The sequence below is a fragment of the Citrobacter sp. U14242 genome (genome assembly GCF_046555775.1).
Lineage (GTDB): Bacteria > Pseudomonadota > Gammaproteobacteria > Enterobacterales > Enterobacteriaceae > Citrobacter.
Genome location: NZ_JBKGLW010000003.1, coordinates 23,381 through 47,673 on the forward strand (window position 1 = coordinate 23,381; position 24,293 = coordinate 47,673).

26 protein-coding genes are annotated in these 24,293 nt (G+C 51.3%); 19 read left to right on the forward strand and 7 right to left on the reverse strand.

All coding sequences use genetic code 11. The features are described from left to right. Genes lptE through nadD form a run of 3 tightly spaced genes read left to right on the forward strand, consistent with a single transcriptional unit; the run spans nucleotide 1 to nucleotide 2,268 of the window. Entirely contained in the window at nucleotides 1-594 is a 594-nt protein-coding gene (gene lptE, locus ACLJXE_RS05125; RefSeq protein ID WP_410750273.1) for an LPS assembly lipoprotein LptE, read from the forward strand. Next, nucleotides 594-1,625, forward strand: coding sequence for a DNA polymerase III subunit delta (holA, locus tag ACLJXE_RS05130; protein ID WP_410750274.1), 1,032 nt, complete (start codon nucleotides 594-596; stop codon nucleotides 1,623-1,625). The genes lptE and holA overlap by 1 nt, the downstream gene beginning before the upstream one ends. Before the next feature lies 1 nt (nucleotide 1,626). Continuing rightward, the gene (nadD, locus tag ACLJXE_RS05135; protein WP_410750468.1) at nucleotides 1,627-2,268 is read left to right on the forward strand and encodes a nicotinate-nucleotide adenylyltransferase; all 642 of its coding nucleotides are present in this window, start codon (nucleotides 1,627-1,629) and stop codon (nucleotides 2,266-2,268) included. On the opposite strand, the gene cobD is transcribed toward nadD, so the two are convergent. Beyond that, complete coding sequence (gene cobD / locus ACLJXE_RS05140) at nucleotides 2,243-3,337, reverse strand: threonine-phosphate decarboxylase CobD (protein ID WP_410750275.1); 1,095 nt, start codon at nucleotides 3,335-3,337, stop codon at nucleotides 2,243-2,245. The genes nadD and cobD overlap by 26 nt on opposite strands. A 96-nt stretch (nucleotides 3,338-3,433) precedes the next feature. Here cobD and ACLJXE_RS05145 point away from each other — a divergent pair, with 96 nt between their 5' ends. The 10 genes from ACLJXE_RS05145 (at nucleotide 3,434) to lipA (ending at nucleotide 13,077) form a co-directional block, all read left to right on the forward strand. Continuing rightward, entirely contained in the window at nucleotides 3,434-4,045 is a 612-nt protein-coding gene (locus tag ACLJXE_RS05145) for an adenosylcobalamin/alpha-ribazole phosphatase (protein WP_410750276.1), read from the forward strand. 255 nt (nucleotides 4,046-4,300) lie between these two features. Continuing rightward, a complete protein-coding gene (gene rsfS, locus ACLJXE_RS05150) occupies nucleotides 4,301-4,618 on the forward strand; it encodes a ribosome silencing factor (RefSeq protein WP_003022728.1) in 318 nt (105 codons plus the stop codon). Between the two features lie 3 nt (nucleotides 4,619-4,621). After that, nucleotides 4,622-5,089 carry a 23S rRNA (pseudouridine(1915)-N(3))-methyltransferase RlmH gene (gene rlmH, locus ACLJXE_RS05155; protein WP_003022725.1) on the forward strand — a complete coding sequence of 156 codons (468 nt, stop codon included), beginning with the start codon at nucleotides 4,622-4,624 and terminating at the stop codon, nucleotides 5,087-5,089. A gap of 30 nt (nucleotides 5,090-5,119) precedes the next feature. Further along, on the forward strand, nucleotides 5,120-7,021 hold the full coding sequence (gene mrdA, locus ACLJXE_RS05160; protein ID WP_271449870.1) for a peptidoglycan DD-transpeptidase MrdA: 1,902 nt from the start codon (nucleotides 5,120-5,122) through the stop codon (nucleotides 7,019-7,021). Between the two features lie 2 nt (nucleotides 7,022-7,023). Further along, nucleotides 7,024-8,136, forward strand: coding sequence for a peptidoglycan glycosyltransferase MrdB (gene mrdB / locus ACLJXE_RS05165; RefSeq protein ID WP_003022718.1), 1,113 nt, complete (start codon nucleotides 7,024-7,026; stop codon nucleotides 8,134-8,136). A gap of 10 nt (nucleotides 8,137-8,146) precedes the next feature. After that, nucleotides 8,147-9,250, forward strand: coding sequence for an endolytic peptidoglycan transglycosylase RlpA (gene rlpA, locus ACLJXE_RS05170; protein ID WP_271449871.1), 1,104 nt, complete (start codon nucleotides 8,147-8,149; stop codon nucleotides 9,248-9,250). 142 nt (nucleotides 9,251-9,392) lie between these two features. Next, on the forward strand, nucleotides 9,393-10,604 hold the full coding sequence (gene dacA, locus ACLJXE_RS05175; RefSeq protein ID WP_137384513.1) for a D-alanyl-D-alanine carboxypeptidase DacA: 1,212 nt from the start codon (nucleotides 9,393-9,395) through the stop codon (nucleotides 10,602-10,604). A gap of 106 nt (nucleotides 10,605-10,710) precedes the next feature. Beyond that, nucleotides 10,711-10,974 carry a DUF493 family protein YbeD gene (gene ybeD, locus ACLJXE_RS05180; protein ID WP_000850547.1) on the forward strand — a complete coding sequence of 88 codons (264 nt, stop codon included), beginning with the start codon at nucleotides 10,711-10,713 and terminating at the stop codon, nucleotides 10,972-10,974. A 289-nt stretch (nucleotides 10,975-11,263) separates the two neighbouring features. Next, nucleotides 11,264-11,905: a lipoyl(octanoyl) transferase LipB gene (lipB, locus tag ACLJXE_RS05185; protein WP_286628378.1), complete on the forward strand. Its 642-nt coding sequence runs from the start codon at nucleotides 11,264-11,266 to the stop codon at nucleotides 11,903-11,905. A gap of 206 nt (nucleotides 11,906-12,111) precedes the next feature. Next, nucleotides 12,112-13,077, forward strand: coding sequence for a lipoyl synthase (gene lipA, locus ACLJXE_RS05190; RefSeq protein WP_003022702.1), 966 nt, complete (start codon nucleotides 12,112-12,114; stop codon nucleotides 13,075-13,077). A gap of 97 nt (nucleotides 13,078-13,174) precedes the next feature. Here the strand turns inward: lipA and tatE are convergent, their stop codons facing one another. Together tatE and ACLJXE_RS05200 are read right to left on the reverse strand one after the other, a co-directional pair. Next, nucleotides 13,175-13,378 (reverse strand): twin-arginine translocase subunit TatE, encoded by a 204-nt coding sequence (gene tatE, locus ACLJXE_RS05195; RefSeq protein ID WP_048212302.1) that lies wholly within the window; start codon nucleotides 13,376-13,378, stop codon nucleotides 13,175-13,177. A gap of 128 nt (nucleotides 13,379-13,506) precedes the next feature. Next, nucleotides 13,507-14,295, reverse strand: coding sequence for a deaminated glutathione amidase (locus tag ACLJXE_RS05200; RefSeq protein ID WP_410750277.1), 789 nt, complete (start codon nucleotides 14,293-14,295; stop codon nucleotides 13,507-13,509). A gap of 90 nt (nucleotides 14,296-14,385) precedes the next feature. Here ACLJXE_RS05200 and crcB point away from each other — a divergent pair, with 90 nt between their 5' ends. Next, the gene (gene crcB / locus ACLJXE_RS05205) at nucleotides 14,386-14,769 is read left to right on the forward strand and encodes a fluoride efflux transporter CrcB (protein ID WP_043015566.1); all 384 of its coding nucleotides are present in this window, start codon (nucleotides 14,386-14,388) and stop codon (nucleotides 14,767-14,769) included. A gap of 51 nt (nucleotides 14,770-14,820) precedes the next feature. Here the strand turns inward: crcB and cspE are convergent, their stop codons facing one another. Next, a complete protein-coding gene (cspE, locus tag ACLJXE_RS05210) occupies nucleotides 14,821-15,030 on the reverse strand; it encodes a transcription antiterminator/RNA stability regulator CspE (protein WP_000034825.1) in 210 nt (69 codons plus the stop codon). Between the two features lie 189 nt (nucleotides 15,031-15,219). After that, nucleotides 15,220-15,783, reverse strand: coding sequence for a lipid IV(A) palmitoyltransferase PagP (gene pagP / locus ACLJXE_RS05215; protein WP_369124578.1), 564 nt, complete (start codon nucleotides 15,781-15,783; stop codon nucleotides 15,220-15,222). 458 nt (nucleotides 15,784-16,241) lie between these two features. On the opposite strand from pagP, the gene dcuC reads away from it, so the two are divergent. Continuing rightward, complete coding sequence (gene dcuC / locus ACLJXE_RS05220; RefSeq protein ID WP_137384517.1) at nucleotides 16,242-17,624, forward strand: anaerobic C4-dicarboxylate transporter DcuC; 1,383 nt, start codon at nucleotides 16,242-16,244, stop codon at nucleotides 17,622-17,624. A 149-nt stretch (nucleotides 17,625-17,773) separates the two neighbouring features. Here the strand turns inward: dcuC and dpiA are convergent, their stop codons facing one another. Both dpiA and dpiB read right to left on the reverse strand, forming a co-directional pair. After that, nucleotides 17,774-18,454 (reverse strand): two-component response regulator DpiA, encoded by a 681-nt coding sequence (gene dpiA / locus ACLJXE_RS05225; protein ID WP_271442590.1) that lies wholly within the window; start codon nucleotides 18,452-18,454, stop codon nucleotides 17,774-17,776. Further along, a complete protein-coding gene (gene dpiB, locus ACLJXE_RS05230) occupies nucleotides 18,423-20,084 on the reverse strand; it encodes a sensor histidine kinase DpiB (RefSeq protein ID WP_410750278.1) in 1,662 nt (553 codons plus the stop codon). Before dpiB ends, dpiA begins: the two co-directional genes overlap by 32 nt. Before the next feature lie 389 nt (nucleotides 20,085-20,473). Between dpiB and citC the strand changes: the two genes are divergently transcribed. The 4 genes from citC to citF are packed head-to-tail and all read left to right on the forward strand — an operon-like array spanning nucleotide 20,474 to nucleotide 24,290. Continuing rightward, nucleotides 20,474-21,550: a [citrate (pro-3S)-lyase] ligase gene (gene citC / locus ACLJXE_RS05235; protein WP_410750279.1), complete on the forward strand. Its 1,077-nt coding sequence runs from the start codon at nucleotides 20,474-20,476 to the stop codon at nucleotides 21,548-21,550. After that, on the forward strand, nucleotides 21,547-21,843 hold the full coding sequence (gene citD, locus ACLJXE_RS05240; protein ID WP_005120843.1) for a citrate lyase acyl carrier protein: 297 nt from the start codon (nucleotides 21,547-21,549) through the stop codon (nucleotides 21,841-21,843). The genes citC and citD overlap by 4 nt, the downstream gene beginning before the upstream one ends. Further along, a complete protein-coding gene (locus ACLJXE_RS05245; protein ID WP_137384520.1) occupies nucleotides 21,840-22,748 on the forward strand; it encodes an aldolase/citrate lyase family protein in 909 nt (302 codons plus the stop codon). The genes citD and ACLJXE_RS05245 overlap by 4 nt, the downstream gene beginning before the upstream one ends. A 9-nt stretch (nucleotides 22,749-22,757) precedes the next feature. Beyond that, nucleotides 22,758-24,290 (forward strand): citrate lyase subunit alpha, encoded by a 1,533-nt coding sequence (gene citF / locus ACLJXE_RS05250; protein WP_410750280.1) that lies wholly within the window; start codon nucleotides 22,758-22,760, stop codon nucleotides 24,288-24,290. Nucleotides 24,291-24,293: the final 3 nt, after the last annotated feature.

Below are 24,293 nucleotides of genomic sequence, written 5' to 3' on the forward strand. Positions count from 1 at the left end.
GTGCGACATCTGACAACATTGTTGTTATCCCTGGTGGTGCTTGTCACCGCCGGGTGTGGCTGGCATCTGCGTAGTACTACGCAGGTTCCCTCCACGATGAAAACCATGATTCTGGTCACGGGTGATCCGAACGGCCCGTTAAGCCGTGCGGTACGTAATCAGCTGCGTTTGAATGGCGTTACACTGCTGGAAGACAGCTCAACGCGCAAAGACGTTCCGTCCTTACGCCTTGGTGCAGTCAGCATTTCGCAGGATACCGCGTCCGTGTTCCAGAACGGTCAAACCGCTGAATACCAGATGGTGATGTCTGTTAATGCCTCAGTCCTGATCCCGGGCCATGATATTTACCCGATCAGCGCTAAAGTCTATCGTTCATTCTTCGACAACCCGCAAGCGGCACTGGCGAAGGATAACGAGCAGGAGATAATCGTTAAAGAGATGTACGACAAGGCGGCCGAGCAGTTGATTCGTAAACTGCCAAGCGTACATATTGCTGATGTTCAGTCATCCAGTGATGACGTTGAGCCTGCAGTGAAAACAGCAGCACCAGCGACCTCCTCTCCGGCACGTGTTTCCACCACGCTGGGTAACTGATGCTCAAGTTGTACCCTGAACAACTCCGCGCACAGCTCAATGAAGGGCTGCGCGCGGCGTATTTATTACTGGGCAATGACCCCCTGTTGTTGCAGGAGAGCCAGGACATTGTCCGTATGGCGGCCGCCGCGCAAGGGTTCGAAGAACACCATACGTTCACCCTCGATACCAGCACCGACTGGGGCGCAATCTTTTCCCTTTGCCAGGCGATGAGCCTGTTTGCCAACCGTCAAACGTTACTCCTGCAGTTGCCAGAAAATGGCCCTAATGCCGCCATTAACGAACAACTTGCCTCGCTCGTCACGCTGCTACATGACGATCTACTGCTTATTGTTCGTGGTAACAAGCTGACCAAAGCACAGGAAAACGCCGCATGGTATTCCGGACTGGCCAATAACGCGGTGCTGGTCAGTTGCCAGACACCTGAACAGGCACAGCTTCCGCGTTGGGTAGCCGCAAGGGCGAAACATCATAATCTGCAACTGGATGACGCCGCCAACCAGCTCTTATGCTATTGCTACGAAGGCAATCTGTTAGCGTTAGCGCAGGCACTGGAGCGGCTGTCACTACTTTGGCCTGACGGTAAATTAACGCTGCCTCGTGTGGAGCAAGCCGTTAACGATGCCGCGCACTTTACGCCCTTCCACTGGGTGGATGCGCTGCTGATGGGCAAAAGCAAGCGCGCGCTGCATATTCTGCAACAGCTTCGTCTTGAAGGCAGTGAACCCGTTATTTTATTACGTACTCTGCAGCGGGAATTATTACTGCTGGTGAATCTGAAACGGCAGTCGGCCCATACCCCATTACGGGCATTGTTTGACAAACATCGGGTATGGCAAAATCGCCGTGGCATGATGGGGGAAGCGTTAAACCGACTAACTCCCACGCAGTTACGTCAGGCAGTCACGCTGTTAACACGTACGGAAATTACGCTTAAACAAGACTATGGTCAGTCAGTGTGGGCGGAGCTTGAGGGACTTTCCCTGTTGCTTTGCCATAAATCACTGGCAGATGTTTTTATTGATGGTTGATATGAAATCATTGCAGGCTCTGTTCGGTGGCACCTTTGATCCGGTGCATTATGGTCATCTGAAACCCGTTGAAATTCTGGCTAATCTGATTGGCCTGTCTCGGGTCATTGTCATGCCCAATAACGTACCACCGCATCGTGCGCAACCGGAAGCCTCCAGCGCACAGCGTAAACATATGCTTGAACTGGCCATTGCCGACAAACCGTTGTTTTCACTGGATGAGCGTGAGCTAAAACGCGATACCGCCTCGTACACCGCACAAACGCTGCAAGAGTGGCGCGTGGAACAAGGCCCGGATGCACCGCTGGCATTCATTATTGGTCAGGATTCACTGCTGACCTTTCCTTCCTGGCATGATTACGACACGATTCTGGATAACACCCATCTTATCGTGTGTCGACGACCGGGCTATCCCCTTGAGATGGAACAGGAACGGCACCAGCAGTGGCTGGAAAATCATCTGACCCATACGGCAGATGATCTGCATAACCTGCCAGCAGGCAAGATTTACCTTGCCGAAACGCCCTGGTTCAATATCTCCGCCACGCTTATCCGCGAACGACTGGAAAAAGGCGAGCCGTGCGACGACTTACTGCCACGCGCCGTGCTCGACTATATCAACCAGCAGGGTTTGTACCGCTAAGCGTGTTGTTTAATGCCGCCAGCAGGCGATCATTTTCCTCCTGACTGCGAACAGCAACCCGGTAATAGCGCACATCCAACCCAGGGTAATTGGCACAACTACGGATCAAAACATGTTGTTCCAGTAATGATTTTTGCAAATCGATACCCGGTCGATCACAGCGTAACAGCCGATAGTTAGCCCGACCGGGATAGACTGTCAGGCCGGGCAGTATTTGCAATTGTTGATCAAATCGCCGTCCCTCCTGCGCTAGCCACTTCCACGTTGCCTGCTGATAGGCGCTATCGCTGAGGATCATCTCTCCCGCCAGCGCGGCAAATGCGTTAATTGACCACGGCATTTGTCGGCTGCGCATTCGCGCTACGGCCTGTTCGTCGCTATTGACCAGATAACCCAGTCGCAATCCCGGTATCGCATAGAACTTGGTTAGCGAGCGAAGAACCCAAATGTGCGGATTCTCTTGTAGCAGCGGAATAAAACCTTCTTCCCCGGCAATAAAATCGATAAAGGCTTCATCGAGAATCAAGGTAATCCCCAATTCAGCGCAGCGCGTTGCTATCGCAGCAAGCAGACGATCATCGGGCAATAGCCCTGTAGGGTTGTTGGGCGTACAGAGAAAAAGGCAGTCCAGTTGTGGCGTTAACACATCAAGGATCGTGGCGCTGAGCTGCCAGCCATCCTCCTCGCGCAGCGCAAATTCATGGATTGCACATTCTCCCCATTCCAGCGCCCGGCGGTATTCAGCAAATCCAGGGACGACAATCATCGCATGACGCGGCTTGAGCCCATTAACCAGGGTGAAAATAGATTCTGTTTCGCCATTCCCCGCGAGGATCCACGAAACAGGTACCTGATGATGCTGTGCCAGCGCCGCATGCAACTGGGTGTAGTCAACATCCGGGTAGCGTTCAGCTCTGTCCAGATTGTCGATAAGCGCGCATTTTAAGTTTTCGGGCATACCCAGAGGGTTAATATTCGCGCTAAAATCCAGCAATTGCTCAGGCGGGATGCCCAACAATGCGGCGGCTTCCTGGGTATTACCGCCGTGCGCGCTCTTCAATAAAGACATCGTGCCGCTCCAGTTAAAAAAAGGTATTTTATTGAAAAATCTCTGCGCAATCAGGGCCAACATCATGTTTTGTGCGAATAGCCTCACGAGGAAAAAATGAGACTCTGGTTAGTACGTCACGGAGAAACCGAAGCCAATGTCGCCGGGTTATACAGCGGGCATGCTCCTACATCGCTAACAGAACGGGGGATTGCTCAGGCGCAATCACTGAGTGGACTGTTACGCAATGTCCCTTTCGACAACGTTCTGTGCAGCGAACTCGAACGAGCCCGCCATACAACCCAACTGATTCTGGCGGAACGCGAGGTTCCTGTGCGTGTTATGCCTGAACTTAATGAGATGTTCTTTGGCGACTGGGAAATGCGCCATCATCGCGATTTGGCGCGTGAAGACGCTGAAAATTATGCCGTATGGTGTAACGACTGGCAGAATGCAACCCCAACCAACGGCGAAGGATTCCAGGCATTTTCACAACGTGTTGAACGTTTCATTGCCCAACTTGCTGATTATAAAAATGTGCAGAACCTGCTGGTGGTCAGCCACCAGGGCGTACTCAGCGTGCTGATCGCCCGACTGCTGTCAATGCCGGCAGCATCAATGTGGCATTTCCGCGTTGAGCAGGGATGCTGGAGCGCGATTGATTTCTGTGACGATTTTGCGGTTCTGAAAGTTCTCAATAGTCGCGCCGAGTGGCACGAGGGTGAGTGAATGCACTGTTTTTTCTGCCGAAGGGCCTCTCTCCCATTGACACCCTATGACAGGCTGCTATTCTCCGCAACCTGACTTTTCCCGCCTTTCAGAGCTTTGCAGAAATTGTTTTACAAAAATGGCGATGCATTCTGTTGCGTGGGGTGGGATGATAGCGCACTTCAAAAGCGCTTTCGGAGACATTTGTCCCGATATCGCCTCTGGTTCAGGTATACTAACAGACGTTTTTAACTCTTTTTCACCCAGGGGGAACACTTGCAGGGTAAAGCACTCCAGGATTTTGTAATCGACAAAATTGATGACCTGAAAGGTCAAGACATCATCGCCTTAGATGTTCAGGGTAAATCCAGTATCACTGATTGCATGATTATCTGCACCGGCACGTCCAGCCGCCATGTCATGTCTATCGCCGATCACGTTGTTCAGGAATCTCGCACCGCCGGTCTGCTGCCGCTTGGCGTAGAAGGCGAAAACGTCGCTGACTGGATCGTTGTCGATCTTGGCGACGTGATTGTCCACGTTATGCAGGAAGAGAGCCGTCGCCTGTATGAACTGGAAAAACTCTGGAGTTAATGCGTGAAGCTGCAACTTGTCGCCGTGGGTACGAAGATGCCTGACTGGGTGCAAACCGGTTTTACGGAGTACCTGCGCCGGTTTCCAAAAGACATGCCCTTTGAGCTGATCGAAATCCCGGCAGGAAAACGTGGCAAGAACGCGGACATTAAGCGCATTCTCGACAAAGAGGGTGAACAGATGCTGGCCGCCGCAGGCAAAAACCGCATCGTCACCCTTGATATCCCAGGGAAACCCTGGGACACGCCACAGCTGGCGACCGAACTGGAACGCTGGAAACTGGATGGTCGTGACGTCAGTCTGTTGATTGGCGGACCCGAAGGGCTGTCCCCCGCCTGTAAAGCGGCAGCGGAGCAAAGCTGGTCACTCTCTGCGTTAACCCTTCCCCACCCTCTTGTTCGGGTGTTGGTCGCAGAGAGTCTGTACAGGGCGTGGAGCATTACCACCAACCATCCTTATCACCGTGAGTGATCATTGATTCTTGAGTAGATTAAGCAGCGGATGAAACTACAGAATTCTTTTCGCGACTATACGGCTGAGTCCGCGCTGTTTGTGCGCCGGGCACTGGTCGCTTTTTTGGGGATTTTGCTGCTCACTGGCGTGCTAATCGCCAATCTTTATAATCTGCAAATCGTTCGTTTTACTGACTATCAGACCCGTTCGAACGAGAACCGCATCAAACTGGTGCCTATCGCCCCCAGCCGCGGCATCATTTATGACCGCAACGGAATTCCTCTCGCCCTTAACCGCACTATTTATCAGATAGAAATGATGCCGGAGAAGGTCGACAATATTCAGGATACCCTCGACGCGCTACGCAACGTCGTGGATCTGACCGATGACGATATTGCAGCCTTTAAAAAAGAGCGAGCCCGCTCGCACCGCTTCACCTCGATCCCAGTAAAAACCAACCTGACTGAAGTTCAGGTCGCACGCTTTGCCGTGAATCAGTATCGTTTCCCCGGCGTCGAGGTCAAAGGCTATAAACGCCGCTATTATCCGTACGGTTCTGCACTGACCCACGTGATTGGTTATGTATCGAAGATCAACGATAAAGACGTTGAACGTCTGGATAAAGACGGCAAGCTGGCCAACTACGCAGCCACACATGACATCGGCAAGCTGGGTATCGAGCGCTATTACGAAGACGTACTTCATGGTCAAACAGGTTATGAAGAGGTTGAAGTCAATAACCGTGGCCGCGTAATTCGACAGCTCAAAGAAGTCGCCCCGCAGGCCGGGCACGATATCTATCTGACGCTTGATTTAAAACTCCAGCAATACATTGAAACGCTACTGGCGGGTAGCCGTGCCGCCGTCGTGGTCACAGACCCGCGTACTGGCGGTGTCCTGGCACTGGTATCTATGCCCAGCTACGATCCGAACCTGTTCGTGGACGGCATCTCCAGCAAAGATTATTCCGGGTTACTCAATGACCCCAATACCCCTCTGGTTAACCGTGCCACGCAAGGTGTTTACCCTCCGGCGTCCACGGTTAAACCTTATGTTGCGGTCTCTGCGTTAAGCGCAGGTGTTATTACCCGCAATACCGGGCTATTCGATCCGGGTTGGTGGCAATTACCCGGTTCAGAGAAACGTTACCGTGACTGGAAAAAATGGGGACACGGTCATCTGAACATCACCCGTTCTCTGGAAGAGTCCGCTGATACGTTTTTCTATCAAATCGCCTATGATATGGGGATTGACCGTCTTTCTGAGTGGATGAGCAAGTTTGGCTACGGTCATTATACGGGCATCGATCTCGCTGAAGAGCGCGCGGGTAACATGCCAACCCGCGAGTGGAAGCAAAAACGGTTTAAAAAGCCCTGGTACCAGGGTGATACAATCCCTGTCGGTATCGGTCAGGGCTACTGGACAGCAACACCTATCCAGATGAGTAAGGCGCTGATGATCCTCATCAACGACGGCATGGTGAAAGTCCCACATCTGCTAATGAGTACAGCGGAAAACGGCAAGCAAGTGCCGTGGATACAGCCGCATGAGCCTCCTGTCGGTGACATTCATTCTGGCTACTGGGAAATCGCCAAAGACGGTATGTACGGTGTAGCGAATCGCCCTAATGGGACTGCGCACAAGTATTTTGCTGGCGCCCCCTACAAAATTGCGGCGAAATCCGGTACCGCGCAGGTATTTGGCCTGAAAGCCAATGAAACCTATAACGCACATAAGATCGCCGAACGTTTACGCGACCACAAACTGATGACTGCATTCGCGCCCTATGACAAACCCGAGGTCGCTGTCGCGATGATCCTCGAAAACGGTGGGGCCGGTCCGGCGGTAGGTACACTCATGCGCCAGATCCTTGACCACATTATGTTGGGCGACAATAACACCAATCTGCCTGCTGAAAACCCGGCGGTTGCAGCAGGTGAGGACCAATAATCGTGACGGATAATCCGAACAAAAAGACATTCTGGGACAAAATTCATATCGATCCCACAATGTTACTTATCTTGCTGGCTCTGCTGGTATACAGCTCGCTGGTCATCTGGAGCGCCAGCGGCCAGGATATTGGCATGATGGAACGTAAGGTAGGCCAGATCGCTATGGGGCTGGTCATCATGGTGGTGATGGCGCAAATTCCCCCCAGAGTCTATGAAGGTTGGGCACCGTACCTCTATATCTTCTGTATCATCCTGTTGGTTGCTGTCGATGCCTTCGGCGCCATTTCAAAAGGCGCACAACGTTGGTTGGATTTGGGAATCGTGCGTTTTCAGCCCTCGGAAATTGCCAAGATAGCCGTGCCGCTGATGGTGGCGCGCTTTATCAACCGCGATGTCTGCCCACCTTCGCTGAAGAATACGGCTATTGCGCTGGTGCTTATTTTTATGCCCACACTGCTGGTTGCCGCGCAGCCTGACCTTGGAACCTCAATCCTGGTTGCTCTTTCCGGCCTGTTTGTCTTGTTTCTCTCCGGCCTGAGCTGGCGCTTAATCGGCGTTGCTGTGGTTCTGGTGGCCGCATTTATTCCAATACTGTGGTTCTTCCTGATGCATGATTACCAGCGACAACGCGTGATGATGCTTCTCGACCCGGAAACCGATCCGCTGGGCGCGGGCTATCACATTATTCAGTCTAAAATTGCTATTGGTTCAGGTGGGCTACGCGGCAAAGGCTGGTTGCATGGTACGCAGTCGCAGTTGGAGTTTTTGCCCGAACGTCATACTGACTTTATCTTTGCAGTACTGGCGGAAGAGCTGGGTCTGGTTGGGATTTTAATCCTGCTTGCCCTGTACATTTTGCTGATAATGCGCGGATTGTGGATTGCCGCCCACGCGCAAACAACCTTTGGTCGCGTCATGGCCGGTGGTTTAATGTTGATATTATTCGTTTATGTCTTCGTAAATATTGGTATGGTGAGCGGTATTCTGCCTGTAGTTGGGGTTCCACTCCCACTGGTCAGTTACGGAGGCTCTGCACTGATCGTGCTGATGGCCGGGTTCGGGATTGTCATGTCGATCCACACCCATAGAAAAATGTTGTCGAAAAGCGTGTAAGGGGTACGCAATGCGTAAGCAGTGGATTGGAATCTGCATCGCAGCAGGAATGCTCGCGGCGTGTTCAAGTGATGATGGTCAGCAGCAGGCTGCCGTCGCGCCGCAGCCTGCGGTGTGTAATGGTCCGATTGTTGAAATCAGCGGGGCCGATCCGCGTTTTGAACCCCTGAACCCAACGGCGAATCAGGACTATCAGCGTGACGGTAAGAGCTACAAGATAGTCCAGGATCCCTCCCGCTTTAGCCAGGCTGGACTGGCCGCCATTTACGATGCGGAGCCAGGAAGTAATTTAACTGCCTCAGGTGAAGCGTTCGACCCGATGCAGCTGACCGCTGCGCACCCGACACTCCCCATTCCAAGCTATGCCAGAATTACTAACCTGGCAAACGGTCGAATGATCGTCGTACGCATTAACGATCGCGGCCCATATGGCAACGATCGCGTCGTTTCGCTGTCGCGAGCAGCCGCCGATCGTCTGAACACATCTAACAACACGAAAGTGCGTATCGATCCTATCATTGTCGCACAGGATGGCTCTCTGTCCGGCCCAGGTATGGCCTGTACGACAGTGGCCAAACAAACCTATGCCCTGCCCTCTCGCCCTGATTTAAGCGGTGGCGGCAGCATGCCTGCTACACCGGATGCGGGTCAGCCACAAGGTGATATCCGCCCGATCAGCAATTCCACGCTGAAAAGCGATGACCCTACCGGAGCACCAGTAAACAGCGGTGGTTTCCTCGGCGCACCGACCACGCTCGCTTCCGGCGTGCTTGAAGGTAGCGAACCGACGCCTGCGCCACAACCGGCCGCCCCTGTTACTGCACCAGCCACAACACCGACTGTCGCAGCAGCACCAGCCGCTGCCGTTGCCACTCCGGCAGCCGCAGCCAACGGTCGTTACGTCGTTCAGGTTGGTGCGGTCAGCGAACAGGCTCGCGCGCAGCAGTATCAAAAGCGTTTAAGCCAGCAGTTTGGCGTTCCGGGCCGGGTTGTGCAAAACGGTGCTGTTTGGCGTATTCAGATGGGGCCATTCGCCAGCAAAGCTGAAGCCTCCACACTGCAACAGCGTCTTCAATCCGAGGCGCAATTACAGTCCTTCATCACCGGCGTGTAATAACGTAAATCCGGCATCTGAGTTGTCAATTTCTGTAAACGACATTAACAAAGTCACGCGGAAAGTCAGATGCCTGTGAGTTATGCATTTGCTATAGTAGGGCACTTTTTTTAATTTCACCACGGACGTCGTAGTTCAGACCATGAAGACCACTTTTTCCGCTCGTTTCGTGCAGCGCATGGCGCTCACCGCGGCTCTCTGCGCAGCCTCTCTTTCTGCTGCCCATGCAGATGACCTGAATATTAAAACCATGATCCCGGGTGTTCCGCAGATCGATGCGGAGTCGTATATCCTGATTGACTACAATTCAGGCAAAGTTCTGGCAGAACAGAATGCGGACTCTCGCCGCGATCCCGCCAGCCTGACCAAAATGATGACCAGCTACGTCATCGGACAGGCAATGAAAGCCGGGAAATTCAAAGAAACCGATTTGGTCACCGTCGGCAACGACGCCTGGGCTACGGGCAACCCTGTCTTTAAAGGTTCGTCCCTGATGTTCCTCAAGCCGGGTATGCAGGTGCCAGTATCGCAGCTAATCCGTGGTATCAACCTGCAATCCGGTAACGATGCTTGCGTGGCAATGGCAGACTTTTCTGCCGGAAGTCAGGATGCTTTCGTCGGCCTGATGAACAGCTATGTTAATGCGCTGGGGCTGAAAAACACCCACTTCCAGACCGTACATGGCCTGGATGCGGAAGGCCAGTACAGCTCAGCCCGCGATATGGCGCTGATTGGTCAGGCTCTGATCCGCGATGTACCTAACGAATACTCTATCTATAAAGAAAAAGAGTTCACCTTTAACGGCATCCGCCAGCTCAACCGTAACGGTCTGCTGTGGGATAACAGCCTGAATGTTGACGGTATCAAAACCGGCCATACTGACAAAGCGGGTTATAACCTTGTTGCCTCCGCGACGGAAGGTCAGATGCGTCTGATCTCCGCCGTGATGGGGGGGCGCACCTATAAAGGTCGTGAAACCGAAAGTAAAAAGCTGCTGACCTGGGGCTTCCGTTTCTTTGAAACCGTAAACCCGTTGAAAGTCGGCAAAGAGTTTGCCTCAGAGCCCGCCTGGTTTGGTAATACCGATCGTGCGTCATTAGGTGTCGATAAAGATGTCTACCTGACTATTCCACGCGGCCGCATGAAAGATCTGAAAGCCAGCTATGTTCTGAACACCACGGAACTGCATGCTCCGCTGCAGAAAAACCAGGTTGTCGGCACCATCAACTTCCAGCTTGATGGCAAAACCATTGAGCAGCGTCCACTGGTGGTTCTGCAGGAAATCCCGGAAGGCAACTTCTTTGGTAAAATCATTGATTACATTAAATTAATGTTCCATCACTGGTTTGGCTAAAAATTGAACACTTGAAAGTGTGATTTACGTCCCCATATACTAAGTATCCAGATAACTCCCACGCTCTGTGGGAGTTATTATTTTTTGATGTAACGCCGGAGCTGACATGAAAACCAAACTTAACGAACTGCTTGAATTCCCTACTCCATTTACTTACAAAGTAATGGGGCAGGCGTTGCCTGAGCTGGTTGATCAGGTGGTTGAAGTGGTACAGCGCCATGCGCCAGGTGATTACTCCCCAACGGTAAAACCGAGCAGCAAAGGCAATTACCACTCGGTCTCAATCACTATTAATGCGACACACATTGAGCAGGTTGAAACGCTGTACGAAGAATTAGGTAATATCGATATCGTACGTATGGTGCTGTAAAAACCTGTCGGTTACCCGCTGCATTCTCGCTCGGGTAACCCCTCTCCCGCTGTGATATACTTTTCCCCTATTTTACATTCTCTACTGTATGGATTTCGAGCAGCAACAAGGCGGCGACGCAGCGAATCTCCAGGAGCTTACAGAAGCAAGTGACCGGAGTGAGTGAGGCAAACTGGCGCAGCCAGTCTGAACAGCGCTTACGCTGATCCCGAAGGGGTGAGGCCAAAGGCCGAGTAAAGCCAACGCTGTTGCAGCTTGAAAGACGACGAGTATCTACGGAGATGCCGTTTTGTATCAGGATAAAATTCTTGTCCGCCAGCTCGGTCTTCAGCCCTACGAGCCAGTCTCTCTGGCCATGCACGAATTCACCGATACCCGCGATGAAAACAGTCATGATGAAATCTGGCTGGTAGAGCATTACCCTGTCTTTACCCAGGGTCAGGCAGGTAAAGCAGAGCACGTACTGATGCCCGGTGATATTCCCGTTATCCAGAGCGATCGGGGCGGTCAGGTGACATACCACGGACCGGGTCAGCAGGTTATGTATGTTCTGTTGAACCTCAAACGCCGCAAACTGGGCGTACGTGAACTGGTAACACTGCTGGAACAAACCGTGGTGAATACGCTTGCGGAGATAGGTATTGAGGCCCATCCGCGCGCTGATGCGCCGGGAGTATATGTCGGCGAAAAGAAAATCTGCTCATTAGGGCTACGTATCCGTAGAGGCTGCTCGTTTCACGGCTTAGCGCTCAACGTAGATATGGATCTATCTCCCTTCCTGCGCATCAACCCCTGTGGCTATGCCGGAATGGAAATGGCAAAAGTCTCGCAGTGGGACAGTACGGCAACAACCGAGAGCGTTCGCCCTCGTCTGCTGGCTAACATTTTAGCGCTGTTGGGCAATCCCCCCCACGCGTACATTGAAGACTGAAAAACAGGTTATAGTTTGCCGCAGCATATGTTGTGGCAAATGGCACAAAACAACAACTATTTTACATTTTGCCAGCCTGTCAGGCTGCTTTCTGGCCCGTTTCAATGATATACTGCGTACCACTAATTCAAAAATAGTTGATAAATGCAACATTCCCTTGAATTGAAACGCTTTCCTTCGTAATTCGCAACTGGAACACGCAAGCTATGAGTAAACCCATTGTGATGGAACGCGGTGTTAAATACCGCGATGCCGATAAGATGGCTCTTATCCCGGTAAAAAATGTAGCAACAGAGCGCGAAGCCCTGCTGCGTAAACCGGAATGGATGAAAATAAAACTGCCAGCGGACTCCACTCGCATCCAGGGTATCAAAGCAGCGATGCGCAAAAATGGCCTGCACTCTGTCTGCGAAGAAGCGTCCTGCCCTAACCTGGCAGAATGTTTCAACCACGGGACCGCGACCTTTATGATCCTCGGCGCAATCTGTACCCGCCGCTGCCCATTCTGTGACGTTGCCCATGGTCGCCCGGTTGCCCCTGATGCTAACGAACCGTTAAAGCTGGCTCAGACGATTGCGGACATGGCGCTGCGCTATGTCGTCATCACCTCCGTTGACCGCGACGATCTCCGCGACGGTGGCGCTCAGCATTTCGCGGATTGTATCACCGCAATCCGCGAGAAAAGCCCGTCGATTAAAATCGAAACGCTGGTACCTGACTTCCGTGGCCGTATGGATCGTGCGCTGGATATCCTCACAGCCACCCCACCAGACGTGTTTAACCATAACCTCGAGAACGTTCCGCGTATTTACCGCAACGTACGCCCTGGGGCTGATTACAACTGGTCACTGAAGCTTCTGGAACGTTTCAAGGAAGCGCACCCTGAGATCCCAACCAAATCCGGTCTGATGGTGGGTCTGGGTGAAACCAATGCTGAAATCATTGAGGTTATGCGCGATCTGCGCAGTCACGGCGTGACAATGCTGACGCTGGGCCAGTATTTACAACCCAGTCGTCACCATCTGCCGGTTCAGCGCTACGTAAGCCCGGACGAGTTTGATGAGATGAAGGCTGAAGCCATGGCCATGGGCTTTACCCATGCAGCCTGTGGCCCATTTGTTCGTTCTTCTTACCATGCGGACATGCAGGCGAAAGGGCTGGAAGTGAAGTGATCGTGTAATACTCACTTACATTTCAGCAATAAAAAAACCGGCAATTGCCGGTTTTTTTTCATGCAGAGTATGCAGTATGAGCATCGTGCTCCTGACATTACTCTTTATGGGAAAGCTTCTCTGTCTGAACGCTACCGTCAGCATCTTTCTTAGCATCGGCATTATCATCGTTCATCGCTTTCTTGAAGCCTTTAATTGCCGTTCCCAGGTCTCCACCCAGTGTACGTAACTTCTTGGTACCAAACAGCAGAACGACCAGTGCGGCAACCACCAGCAGTTTGGTAATACTAATCTCACCCATAGATACCTTCTTAACTTAAACCAGGCTGCATAAAGCGCCATATTAACCTGAGAATATTAACGGCCTTTCGACGCGCGCACACAATAGCAATCTGTAACAAGGTGAATCAAGCCTTGTTTAAAAAAACGTCATAATAATTGCGGTGGCGCAAAGCGGCGGTTACGTAACACCGGAAGTTGCGCCCTGACCTGCCTCACCCGCTCAGCAGAAACCTCCGTCATTATCAGCGCGGGCGTTTCCGCCGCAGCGGCAATCGTCACACCAAACGGATCGATAACCCGGCTTTGACCGATATTCTTGTTACCACACTCCCCTGCTGCAACCACATAACAGGTTGCATCAAGGGCCCTTGCCGCCAGCAGCGTTGTCCAATGATGCTCTTTCAGCGAACCACGAACCCAGGCAGCCGGTAAGACCAGAATTTCAGCCCCCTGTAACGCGAGCGCCAATGCCAGCTCAGGAAAGCGCAGGTCATAGCAGGTCATTAACCCTATCTTTAATCCGTCTACGTCCAGCAATGGCGCTACAGCCTCACCTGCATCGACATTCCGCGACTCCTGAATCGAAAAGGCATCATAGAGATGTAATTTTGCGTAGTGAGCAACAACCCGGCCTCCCCGTAGCGCAACCAGCATGTTCAACGCCCGGCCAGGCACAGAGGGAACATGAATCGTCAGAATCGTCGTCATCTCGTTTTGCGCGCTCTCTTGCTGTAGCCGCGTCAAAAAACCGCCCTCCAGTAGCTGAGCCGACTTCACCGATAGGTCGGGGTCGAGATCGTCACGGGCCAACAGCGCTTCCGGCAAGACCAACAGAGAGGCTCCTTCTCCTGCGGCCTGAGACATCAACTGGACACACGTTTCCGCATTTTTTTCCCACGAGGGACCCACGGCAAATTGCCCTGCTGCAACAAACATATTCCCTCCAGAAAAATTGGTTAAGCTCGCCAACAGCGATTATTCGGCGTTACACTCACGCTATATACAATCAAATAGCAGGATTACGCAGTGTTACAACTCCTTTTAGCAGTTTTTATCGGTGGCGGTACAGGAAGCGTAGCAAGATGGATGTTAAGCATGCGGTTCAATCCGCTACATCAGGCCATCCCATTCGGTACGCTGGCAGCAAATCTGATTGGCGCGTTTATCATTGGCATGGGGCTGGCGTGGTTTAACCGCATGACAAACATTGATCCCATGTGGAAAGTGCTCATTACCACCGGTTTCTGCGGGGGATTGACGACGTTTTCAACCTTCTCGGCAGAAGTGGTATTTTTGCTGCAGGAAGGACGCTTTGGTTGGGCAATGGTGAATGTGCTGGTTAACCTGTTGGGGTCATTTGCGATGACGGCTCTGGCATTCTGGCTGGTTTCTGCCTCTCCTGCACACTAAACGAAAAAAAACCCGCAATTAAGCGGGTTTTGAATTCTTGCTGTCGTATGCTTACAGAGCGATTACGTTTGCAGCAGAAGGGCCTTTGGCACCGTTAGTGATTTCGAACTCTACGCGCTGACCTTCAGCCAGAGTTTTAAAACCATTGGTCTGGATTGCAGAGAAGTGTACGAACACGTCTTTGCTGCCATCTTCCGGAGTAATGAAACCGAATCCTTTGGACTCATTAAACCACTTAACGTTACCTTTAATCTTAGACATCAAAATTACCTTTACATGAAAAATAGACACAAATGCTGTGTCGGGTATCAGTACAACAATTGTGGTGCACTTTGTCCAGTCGAACTTTGTCAAAAAGTGATAAATGTCGCGTTATTTTTCAGACAAACAACGTATCCATCTGTTTTTAAACAAGTTTACAATAATCCACCTGACAATACAGGTAGTCTGTCAAAACTGGAAACGCATCCAGGCAAAGTAGACATTTCCGTTGTTATACGTACCCGGAATGTAGGTCATCTGGAACGTTGCCGGGCCATAGCCTATCGATGCCAACGGCAGGATCAATGGCACGGGAATATAGTTCCAGTTATCGCGCGCGGTGAAACCAGCTGTATAGCCCAGTCCAAGACGGAAATTATCATCGGCCAGCGGTCGCCAGGTTTTTTCCCAGCCATAGCCGCCAATCGGCTCCCATTTATTGAAGGAGTCCTTGAAGGCCATAATATAAAGCCCGTGCCAATTACCTTTATCATCCCAACGGGACTGACCAAATCCTGCCCCCCAGGGACGTTCGTTGTACCGATCGGTTTTCTCTTTATCGTAGGCAAAACGCGCATGCCAGGTAATGGCCGGCACATACAGATCATAATGTTCGGGCTGCTGCCAGGTTTCACTGACATTATCTTTAAAAGTATCAAACCACCCTTTATCCTCAGCAAACACCTGGGGAATAAAGGCTAACTGAATAAAAAGAAATGAAAAAATGAGAAAATAACGTTTAGCGACAATCACGACTTAATTACCATCCTGGGAGTTAGTATTAATTGTAGCAAACAAAACCTTAATGTTAGCTTAACAAAGATGCGCAAATAAAAAATCAGAATATTCTCCACATATAATCTCCGGATTATTATCATTATATTTATTATGGCTTTTACATATGACACGCATTCTTATTTCTATTAATCTGCTTCCTTTACGCAAAAACACCAAATTAAATTACAATAAATTAACATTAATGCATCATTACAAAGCAAAATAACACATAAAACCAGAGTGTTTCACAGTTTTTGATTGCAGTACTCCCTTTTCATCCGCTATGTTGAAAAAACGCCTGCGCCATCGGTTGAATCCGTATTTTTATTGATTTTAATCAGCAAGGGGCCGGTGTTTATTAGGCACATTCTCACACCACTTTATGCTTTTTTTAGTTTTTTTACTTTCCGGGCGTCAATATGACAGGGGAAACAATGTTGACATTTATAGAACTCCTTATTGGAGTCGTTGTTATTGTGGGTGTAGCTCGCTACATCATTAAAGGTTATTCCGCGACCGGCGTATTGTTTGTCGGGGGCCTGGTTTTATTGATTATCAGCGCCCTGATGGGACATAAAGTTCTGCCCGGCAGTGCCGAAAGCACCGGCTATACTGCGACAGATATTGTTGAATATATTAAAATTTTGCTGATGAGCCGCGGCGGCGACCTTGGCATGATGATTATGATGCTGTGTGGTTTTGCCGCCTACATGACGCATATCGGCGCAAACGATATGGTCGTTAAGCTGGCCTCCAAACCCCTGCAATATATCAACTCGCCTTACATGCTAATGATTGCCGCCTATTTTGTTGCCTGCCTGATGTCACTGGCCGTCTCTTCGGCAACCGGACTGGGCGTACTGTTGATGGCGACACTCTTTCCGGTCATGGTTAACGTTGGGATCAGTCGTGGTGCAGCGGCGGCTATTTGCGCCTCCCCTGCCGCAATCATTCTTTCCCCCACTTCCGGGGATGTCGTGCTGGCTGCAAAAGCAGCGGAAATGCCACTGATCGACTTCGCGTTTAAAACCACGCTGCCGATTTCCATTGCTGCCATTATTGGTATGGCGATTGCCCATTACTTCTGGCAGCGCTATCTGGATAAAAAAGAGAACATCTCTCACGAAATGTTAGATGTGGCAGAAATCACCACCACAGCCCCCTCGTTTTACGCCATTCTGCCGTTTACCCCGATCGTCGGTGTACTGATTTTTGATGGTAAATGGGGTCCGCAACTGCACATCATCACGATTCTGGTGCTGTGCATGCTTATTGCCGCAGTGCTGGAGTTCATCCGCGGATTCAACACCCAGAAGGTTTTCTCAGGTCTGGAAGTCGCCTACCGTGGAATGGCAGATGCCTTTGCTAACGTCGTCATGCTATTAGTTGCAGCCGGTGTATTTGCGCAGGGTCTGAGCACCATTGGCTTTATTCAGAGCCTGATCTCTATCGCCACCTCATTTGGTTCCGCGAGTATTATTCTGATGCTGGTCCTGGTGATTCTGACCATGCTGGCCGCAATGACCACAGGCTCCGGTAACGCGCCTTTCTACGCCTTCGTTGAGATGATCCCAAAACTGGCGCACTCTTCCGGTATCAACCCTGCCTACCTTTCGATCCCAATGCTGCAGGCGTCAAACCTCGGACGCACAATCTCCCCGGTATCCGGTGTGGTTGTGGCTGTCGCGGGGATGGCGAAGATTTCACCGTTTGAAGTCGTAAAACGGACTTCTGTTCCGGTGATGGTCGGACTGCTGATTGTGATTATCGCCACTGAGGTGATGGTACCAGCGACCTCCGCCCTGATTGGCGGTTGACGATAGCTTTCATTATCTGACCGTGATACACAAAACCATTTAAGCTGCATCGAGGCGGCAAATGAAGACATCCCCAGGAGCATAGATAACTATGTAACTGGGGTTTCTTCGCGCAGCCAACAAGGAGGCAGCTTAAAAGATGACGTGTATTAGCCGCCGTGGTAAATACGTTGCGGTCTACCTACCTTCCCGTGAATAATCTCCGCAATGATCAAATGGCGGCTGGCACAGTACTCGAGGTAACGTCTGGATGTTGTACGGCTGATGGTAAGCGCCTGGGCGATCGTTTCCGCAGTATGATGCACCGTCGGGTCAGCAAACAACTTCAGTACCGCATTCAGCGTTAGCGCGTCGATCCCTGTCGGCAAATCCCCTTTCGGCTCACCGCGCGCATAGGCATTAAACATTTCATCAATCTGTTTTTGGCTGGCACTGTCATTACCTGCCAGCATTCTTCTGCGTTGCTGATACCGGGTAAGCGTCTGCCCCAGTCGCTCGTAGGCTATGGGTTTAACCAGATAATCAAACGCTCCGCTGCGTACGGCTTCTGAGACCGTATCCATATCACTGGCCGCCGTGGTAAACACCACGCCGCCAGGGTAGCGTGCCTGAGTCAGCTCGTGTAACAGAGTTATGCCCTTGCCATCCGGCAAGTAGTTATCCAGAAGAATCAGACCTGGCTTGAAGCGCTCAATCATCATCCTTGCTTGCTCAAGATTACCCGCCAGCCATATCTGGCTGAAACCGGGTATATGGCGGATATATTCAGCATGCATTTCCGCCAGTAGCGTTTCATCCTCAACGATCAACAGCGTTAATGGTTCCGTCATTGTTTTTTTTCACTTTCGGAAGAAATAAAGAAAATAAGGTACCGCAGGGATCATTATCTTCGAGCGTAATAACCCCATTACAGCGCCTCACATAACTTGCAATCAGATACAAACCGATGCCATGTTCGCCTGGTTCATCGGTACGAGTGCTCACACCCTGTTCAAAAATTTTTTCGCGCAATGCTTCCGGTACGCCACAACCTTGATCGGCGACTTCGATGATCACCTCATCGCCCTCATCGCTCAGATAGAGTTCAACGACCTTGTTACCCTGCTGGGTACGCAAACTGGCTTCAAAAGCATTATCAAGCAGATTACCAACAATTGCTGCAAACTCTGTGCTATCCAATCCCTCAGGAAGTTTATGCAGTTGACTGCCAGGTACAATGGTCATTGTGAGGCCCAGTTCCCGCGCACGCTGTACCTTGCCAAACAGCAGGCCCGCAACCTGGCGATCGGCGAAAGCACCGCGCAGGCTATCAATGAGTTGCTGCTGTGCCTGCGACTCTCCCTGAACCATAGCCAGCACCCGGTCATACTCTTTCATTTGTAGCAGACCATTGATGGTGGACATCCAGTTCAGGTGTTCATGACGTAGCGTTCTCAGACTTTCTACATACTGTTTGATTTGTGTTAGCTGGGCATTCAGGGTCGCAATTTCATCTTTGCTACGAAAGCTGATGATAGCCCCGAGCAGTTCATCGCCTGAGCGGATAGCCTCGCGGTTGGCAATAACACTCAACCCATTAAAGTTAACCATCGCATCCTGACGCTTTTCCGCAATCTGCTGGGTAAAAAAGTCTGCAGGCTGAACAACGTCTGCAATCGGCTTGCCCAACCACTTACGTCCAGGCGACGAAAGCCCCAGCATTTTTCTCGCACTGCGGTTTATCGCCGTAATACACCCTTCAGGGTCAACAGCAATTAAGCCTTCGTACACTGAGCTAAACAGCGCCTCCTGCTGACGTACTACCCGCGCGATTTGTTTGGGTTCCATACCCAACATCTGGCGTCGAATATGGGCGGCAAAAAACCAGGAAAGTAACATAAGCACCAGTAACAATAGAATGAACACCCCTGCCATCGGAAGTAAGAAATCCGAGCGCCAGCTGTCGATTTTACTGATCAGGTAGCCAATTGAGACAACACCGATGATTTTACCATCATCATCAAAGATAGGGGTTTTGGCGCGCATCGCCATCCCGATAGACCCTTTACCGGTAATAAAGTAGCTTTCCCCTTTCTCCAGTGCTCCGGGTTTGGTGAACTGCATGGGGTAGCCAATTTTATCCGGATTAGGGTGATAAAGACGGATCGAGTGGGTATCACCGATAACCACATAGTCAAAGTCAGTCCCGCTCTGCAACTTATCCGCTATCGTTGCCAGACGCTTGTAATCACGGTGCTTCACAGCAGTAATAATGCTGTCGTTCGAGGCGATAATTTTCGCCTGATTCATTGCCATATCACGGACATGCGTTGCCAGATAATCTTCAAAGCTGGCGGTAAAGTATTGTGCTAATGCCGCGATGATAAAAACAGAAACGACCAGAATGAGTAGAAAGATACGCAACGGAAACGCCAGGCTGCGAAAAAAAGGAAACCGTGTTTTATTTTTCTTTTCCGACATGTTTTTTCCTCACCGACGTTAACCGAAACTTATTTTTCGTTGTATTTGTAATAAAAATGTTTTATTTACAAGTCACGGCCTAAAATAGGATCGTTACAGATTCCCCACTTTAAATCAATTAAACAAATAAAAACCACACGCTATTTCCGGGTTAAATTAATTAAAAAACTTAAAACCATAAAACACATAAAAACCATCTAACTTATTGTGAAATAAATCAAAATTTACCTCCAAAATACTCCTTACGATGTATGCAGCAGGGAAAAAAAGAAATACTCCGTAATAAAAAAACATTCCCTTCAATTGCAAACAAAACGTTATCAGGTTGCTAAACAGAGCAACAAAAACAGAAACCCAGTAACAAATATACCATCGGGGCTCTATTTACTATGTTCGGTAATAATATATTCACGCAAGTTAAACGCTCAGAAAATAAAAAGATGGCGGTTATCGCTCAATTTCTGAAAGAGAACGATTTGAGCGTTGATACCACCGTCGAAGTATTTATCACCGTCACCCGTAACGACCGCCTGATCGCTTGTGGCGGTATCGCCGGCAATATCATTAAATGCGTCGCGATCTGTGAATCCGTTCGCGGTGAAGGCTTAGCGCTGACGCTGGCGACTGAGTTAATCAACCTCGCGTACGAGCGGCATTGCACCCATCTCTTCATCTATACCAAAACCGAGTATGAGTCACTGTTTAAGCAGTGCGGTTTTTCGACGCTGACCAGCGTGCCCGGCATTATGGTGTTGATGGAAAACAGCACCACTCGCCTTAAACGTTACGCTGAATCACTGACAAAACAGCGCCGTGAAGGGAAAAAAATTGGCTGTATCGTGATGAACGCCAACCCCTTCACCAACGGGCACCGTTTTCTGATCCAACAAGCCGCCGCACAGTGCGACTGGCTGCATGTGTTTTTGGTGAAAGAAGATACCTCGCGTTTCCCATATGAAGACCGACTGGACCTGGTACTCAAAGGGACAAAAGATATTCCACGTTTAACCGTACACCGCGGTTCGGAATACATCATCTCTCGCGCCACGTTCCCGTGCTACTTCATTAAAGAGCAGAGCGTTATTAACCACTGCTATACCGAAATAGACCTGAAAATTTTCCGTCAGTACCTGGCACCGGCACTCGGCGTTACACACCGTTTCGTCGGTACTGAGCCGTATTGCACCGTCACCTCCCAGTACAACAACGATATGCGCTACTGGCTGGAGACCCCAACACTTCCCGCCCCGCCGATTGAACTGGTGGAAATTGAGCGGCTGTGTTTCCAGGAGATGCCGATTTCCGCCTCCTGGGTGCGCAAGCTGCTGGTTAAAAAAGATCTCACGGCTATCGCATCCCTGGTTCCCGAAGCCACGCTGCACTACTTGCAAAACATGGTTGAGCGAACCTCATCGGCTGCGACAGTCCGCCAAAATACCCCCGCATTAGCAACAGGTGAAAAATGAAAATAAACCAGGCAGCCGTCGCAGGCACTCTCGAGTCCGGTGATGTGATGATCCGCATCGCCCCGCTCGATACGCAGGATATTGACCTGCAGGTTAACAGTAGCGTCGAAAAGCAGTTCGGTGATGCCATCAGGGCCACCATTCTGGACGTTCTGTCCCGCTATAACGTCCGCGGCGTGCAATTAAATGTTGATGATAAAGGCGCACTGGACTGCATTTTACGTGCGCGACTGGAAGCATTACTGGCCCGCGCCAGCGGCATTCCGGCACTGCCATGGGAGGATTGCCAATGATTTCCGATTCTTTACAACAACGTAAATCCCGCACACGTCGCAGCATGTTGTTCGTACCAGGCGCTAACGCCGCAATGGTCAGCAACTCATTCATCTACCCGGCAGATGCGCTGATGTTCGACCTGGAAGACTCCGTCGCACTGCGTGAGAAAGACACTGCGCGCCGCATGGTATATCACGCGCTGCAGCATCCGCTGTATCACGATGTTGAAACTATCGTGCGCGTTAACGCCCTCGACTCCGAATGGGGCATCAATGACCTCGAAGCCGTCGTACGCGGTGGCGCTGACATCGTGCGTTTACCCAAAACGGATACCGCCCAGGATGTCACCGATATCGAAAGCGAAATCCTGCGTATTGAAAACGCCTGTGGTCGTGAACCCGGCAGCACCGGTCTGTTAGCCGCTATCGAATCACCATTAGGTATTACCCGCGCGGTAGAAATTGCCCACGCTTCCGAGCGTCTGATCGGTATTGCCCTCGGCGCAGAAGACTACGTACGTAACCTGCGTACCGAACGCTCCCCGGAAGGTACCGAACTGCTGTTTGCACGTTGCTCAATTCTGCAGGCTGCGCGTTCCGCCGGCATTCAGGCGTTCGATACCGTCTATTCCGATGCCAATAACGAAGCGGGTTTCCTGCACGAAGCAGCACACATCAAGCAACTGGGTTTTGATGGTAAGTCGCTCATCAACCCGCGTCAGATTGAACTCCTGCACAACCTGTATGCCCCGACACGCAAAGAGCTGGCTCACGCACGTCTGGTGGTAGAAGCCGCTGAAGCCGCCGCCCGTGAAGGCCGTGGCGTCGTTTCCCTGAACGGCAAGATGGTCGACAGCCCGGTTATCGAGCGCGCCCTTCTGGTTATCTCCCGTGCAGAACTTTCCGGCATTCGCGAAGAATAAGGCAAAAAAATGACGCAGAAAATCGAACAGTCTCAACGACAGGATCGCGTGGCGACCTGGAGCCGTCATGCAGAAAGCGAGCTTTCCGCTTATCAGAGCACTGCAAAAGTTGAATTACAGGCGCAAAAACCGCGTAACAAAAAGCTGTGCGCTAACCTGGAAGAGGCCATTCGCCGTTCAGGCTTACAGGATGGCATGACCATCTCCTTCCACCACGCTTTCCGGGGTGGTGATCTGACGATCAACCTGGTGATGGATACCATCGCGGCAATGGGCTTTAAAAACCTGACGCTGGCTTCCAGTTCCCTGAGCGACTGCCATGCTCCGCTGGTTGAACACATTCGTCAGGGTGTCGTCACCCGTATTTATACTTCTGGTCTGCGTGGCCCGCTGGCAGAAGAGATCTCCCGCGGTCTGCTGGCCGAACCTGTTCAGGTCCACTCTCACGGTGGTCGTGTACACCTGGTACAAAGCGGCGAGCTCAACATTGATGTCGCCTTCCTCGGCGTGCCGTCCTGCGATCCGTTTGGTAACGCCAACGGTTACACAGGTAAAGCCTGCTGTGGCTCACTGGGCTACGCTCGTGTCGATGCTGAAAACGCAAAACAGGTTGTCCTGCTGACCGAACAACTGCTGACCTACCCGCATAACCCAGCCAGCATTACCCAGGATCAGGTGGATCTGATTGTACAAATCGACCAGGTCGGTGATGCTGACAAAATTGGTGCTGATGCGACCCGCATGACCACCAACCCACGTGAACTGCTGATCGCCCGCAGCGCAGCAGACGTTATTGCTAACTCCGGCTACTTCAAAGAAGGTTTTTCATTGCAGACAGGAACCGGCGGCGCGTCTCTGGCCGTTACCCGTTTCCTGGAAGACAAAATGCGCAGCCGCGACATCCGTGCTGACTTTGCGCTGGGCGGCATCACTGCCACCATCGTTGACCTGCATGAGAAAGGCTTAATCCGCAAACTGCTGGATGTGCAGAGCTTCGACCGTAATGCGGCAGAATCTCTGGCACGCAACCCAAATCACATTGAAATCAGTGCTAACCAGTATGCCAACTGGGGCTCAAAAGGCGCCTCTGTCGATCGTCTGGATGTCGTGGTACTGAGCGCGCTTGAAGTGGATACCAACTTCAACGTTAACGTACTGACCGGTTCTGACGGCGTACTGCGCGGCGCATCCGGTGGCCACTGTGATACAGCGGTTGCCGCAGCGCTTTCCATCATCGTCGCACCGCTGGTTCGTGGGCGCATCCCGACGCTGGTTGATAACGTCCTGACCTGCGTAACCCCGGGTTCCAGCGTTGATATCCTGGTCACTGACCACGGTATCGCCGTCAACCCTGCACGCCCTGAGCTGGCAGAACGTCTGCAAGAAGCTGGCATGAAAGTGGTGTCCATTGAATGGTTGCGCGAACGTGCGCAGCAACTTACCGGCCAGCCACGCGCAATCGAATTCACCGACCGCGTCATTGCCGTCGTACGTTACCGCGATGGTTCAGTGATTGACGTTGTGCATCAGGTGAAGGAATAAGCC